At 43.0% G+C, this 3,732-nt stretch carries 2 protein-coding genes; both read right to left on the reverse strand.

Annotated elements, in window-relative coordinates; genetic code table 11:
* Nucleotides 1-111: 111 nt before the first annotated feature.
* Complete coding sequence (locus JGK39_RS31285) at nucleotides 112-1,017, reverse strand: glycosyltransferase (RefSeq protein ID WP_293249163.1); 906 nt, start codon at nucleotides 1,015-1,017, stop codon at nucleotides 112-114.
* Nucleotides 1,018-1,116: 99 nt separating this feature from the next.
* On the reverse strand, nucleotides 1,117-3,483 hold the full coding sequence (locus JGK39_RS31290) for a hypothetical protein (RefSeq protein ID WP_293249166.1): 2,367 nt from the start codon (nucleotides 3,481-3,483) through the stop codon (nucleotides 1,117-1,119).
* Nucleotides 3,484-3,732: the final 249 nt, after the last annotated feature.

Consider the following 3,732-nt stretch of genomic DNA (forward strand, 5'->3'; position numbering starts at 1 on the left):
ATTCCTCTTTTTTTTGCGGACTAAAGTCCTCACTACGAACCTGTATTCAGGAGTTGATTCCTCTTTTTTTTGCGGACTAAAGTCCTCACTACGAACCTGATAACGGTAATTTTAATGAACTTCGTGCAATTTCTCAACAAAAACATTTTTCTCCCAAAACAATCCCGCCGCAATTCCCGCCTGAGAAACTAAAAACAAAACTGCAATTAATAGCCTTTGAATACCCGATCCCTGGGAAAATGGATAAGTTAGCAAATTCAGATAAAATGACCGAGGTTGCAGTTTCCCCTTAGCCCCACTTTTCGAGATAATTTGCCCAAACAAAAAAGCACCTCTGCCGTAATTGAACTGCTGCCGCCAAAATTTGCCCAGAGTTAATGCGTGGGAGTGATAGACTGTAACTTCGGGACTGTAGACCGCGCAGCCTCCGGCATTGAGCCAGCGAAAACAAAATTCTCTATCTTCTCCAGCCGCTAGCGCAAAAGTCGTGTCAAACCCGCCGATTTTCTGGAAAGCCTCAGCGGGAAGGGCAAAATTGTTAGAAGTGAAAAATTGTGCGCGATCGCCAATAGCATTGTAATAACTGTAAAGGTAATCGATCAGTTGCTGGCTGGCAGTAGAATAGATATTATCCGGCAGCGCGTTGACAGTTCGACCTCCGATTAAACAGTTTGGTGTTTCCAAAAATCGCTTTTCCAGATTTTGCAGCCAATCTGCCCCCACACTACAGTCATCGTCTGTAAACACTAAAAATTTGCCCTCGGCTGCAAAAGCTCCAGTATTTCGTGCGGTTGCAGGGCCGGAATTGGGTTGTGTCAGAAGTGTGATATTTAACTTATTTTGAAAAGGCAAGATTGTATTTTCTACAGATATTTCGGTGCTGTCGTTGACGACAATAACTTGAAAATTATCGGGCGGATATTCTAATTCCACAAAAGACTGAAGACACTGCGCTAATTTTTCGGGGCGATTGTAAGTCGGGACAATAATTGAAAATAGAGTTTTAGTTTTTTTCATGACAACTCATATAGCCTTTCAAGCGAAAGATGAGGTACGATAGGGCATAGGGCATAGGGCATAGGGCATACCTCACTTTTTTGAGAACCGCTATGTATTTTAAAATTTTAAGCGATACAGCACCGACTCAGTATTAAAATCTTTGCCGAAAACTGGTTGCAGCGGGCCCTGGGGACTTGTCAGCCAAGATAAAGCTAGTTTGGTGTATTCGTCTGTATCAGTTAAGGGCCCGAATCCTACCATCTTAATGTTATTTTTGTGGAGGTTGTCAATCCATGCCGGAAGGCGATCGGCTCTAAACGGCACGTATAAAACTTGTCTGTTCAAATTTCTCCCGTAAAACAGGTAGCTGCGGGAACTTAAAAAGAAGCCGATTCTTTCATCTGGTACTGTATTTTTATCAATATATTCGTAAATTCCACGATACAGTTCGGTGCGAGCAACATCTCGCTTTTCCCTCGCCACCCAACTAGCACTTACCATCAATGCTATGCAGGCACAGATTATCATTATGTAACTTGATTTTTTGAGTCGGGCGAGCAGATTTTTAAAGCCTATAAAACTAGGATTGCGCTTAAATACAATCCCAGCCAGCAGCAGTAATCCAATATAAATTAATGGGTATATTCCTAAATCTCGCAAACTCGGAGCTAATATTTTCATCACCAGATTGATTGCTTCCGCGAAATTAGATTTAAACCTGTCAATCAACATACTTCCCCAAACAATATTCTTTCCGGTAAAAGAAGCATTTTTAATCAGGTCAAAAATTGTGTTGCTAACGATGCCGGCAAGACTGCTAATTAAAACAACTGCCACAATCACTTGCTTGCGAGTTTTGAGCAGAGTTGCGGTTGCTGCTGCTGCGATCGCCAGTAAGCTTAAAAAGGGAAAGCCGTATCTGAGATTAAAACCGAGTAAAGGGCTGAGTTGACCGATCGCCTCTCCGGCAGTCCCGGAGGTGTAAGGTGTAATGACGTAGAGAATTCCGGTGCTGGCAAGAACTACGGTTAAAATGATATTGTTTTGATTGATCCTGGTTTTACCTTGGATCGCAGCCAGAGGTGCTGCTAATACCTGAAGTGCGATCGCCAGAAATGGCAGTTGCAATCTAATCAGGACTTGCAAGCCCAATATTTGCCAGTGGGAAATATTGCTGGGATTAAATTGAGCGGCTAAGGTGCTTTGCCAAATCTTCAAAAGTGGCGAAGCTGGAGGCGCAGGTATGGTAGGTGTTGGCTCCTGTACGGGAGGTGTTGGTGACGGCGTTACAGTCGGTTTTGGAGACGCTACGGTCGGTTTTGGAGACGCTACGGTCGGTTTTGGCCCAGGTACGGGAGACGGTGGGGGAACAGGCTGCAAGGGAATGTTAATCTCGCGGGAATCACCAACAGGATAATTGATGTGCAGCAAGTTTCTCGCATACCAAAAACCTCCTAAAAACAAGCCACAAAGTATGCCGCACACCAAGAATGGCTTGATGTGGCGAATTCTAAAATTGATTGGTGTACAATTTTTATTAACGGCGAATCTTGTAATTTCTAATATTGCTAATCCTCCTAAAAGTGAGGCTGCATAGACTAGGGCAGTGATTTTAATTCCGGCTATCATTCCTACCGATGCCAAAAATAGGGATAGCTCGGATTGCGATCGGCTGCTGTGATAGGATAAACCTAAATATAAAGCAACTGTAAATATGGCCGCTAGCGGTAAGTCTGGGTGAATGGTGTTAACTTGGTTGAGCATCATCGGTACTGTTAATACTAAAGATGCTGCTGCCATGCCATAAAATCTCGTCGCTCCAAATTTTATACTCAATAGATAGACGGCAATTCCTTCAAGTACCCAGGCAATTAGCATGGGAAAAGCTGTGAGAAAATCTTCTTTGAAGGGGAGTACGCACAAAGCAGACAAGACGTGCCAATTGTAGGGATATACTCGGGCTTGCTCTTGTTCAAAAATCCAATTTCCGGCGGCATCTAAGAATGTAAATGAGTGGGTTTGATACCATCTGGCAATTACAGGTAGGTGAAACCACAATGAGTCATAATTTGTTGTGGGTTTAGTTGCTAGGGTTTCCCACAACACAAATCCTGCAAATGCGGTGGCACCAATAATCAGGAGTTCGGATGGGATCAGAGGTTGCTTGAGTTGGGGAATCTGCCACTGCGAGAAGGTAAAAGCTCTGTGGTTTTTCGCATAAATCAGGATTGAGCCGATCGCACAAATCACCATTTCTGCTAGAATGACCGCAGCAAGATTTAGGCGATCGGCACTTCCTAAAATCAAACCAGTAGAAACTTGTACAATGCTCCATCCCGTCAAAAGTACGAGGAGACAATGGGGAAATGAATAGTTACTATTTTCCTTCTGATTCTCGAATGCCAGAGACAAGCTGAGGGGAATCGGGCTGACTACAATAATCAGAAATAAAATTAATTCCCACAAATGTTGCGCTATTAACATAAGCTACAAGTTGCCAATTTTTATGGGAGGCTTTTGCTGGTTTTGATTGTTTATAGTGAGGACTTTAGTCCTTCTTGAATGTGGACTAAAGTCCTCACTACGAATCTATTTTATTGTTTGATCGTTCGGACTTTAGTCCTTCTTGAATGTGGACTAAAGTCCTCACTACGAACCTATTTTATTGTTTGATTGTTCGGACTTTATTCCTCGGATGAATGCGGACTAAAGTCCTCACTACGAACCTATTTT

The sequence above is a fragment of the Microcoleus sp. PH2017_12_PCY_D_A genome, assembly GCF_020738565.1.
Lineage (GTDB): Bacteria > Cyanobacteriota > Cyanobacteriia > Cyanobacteriales > Microcoleaceae > Microcoleus.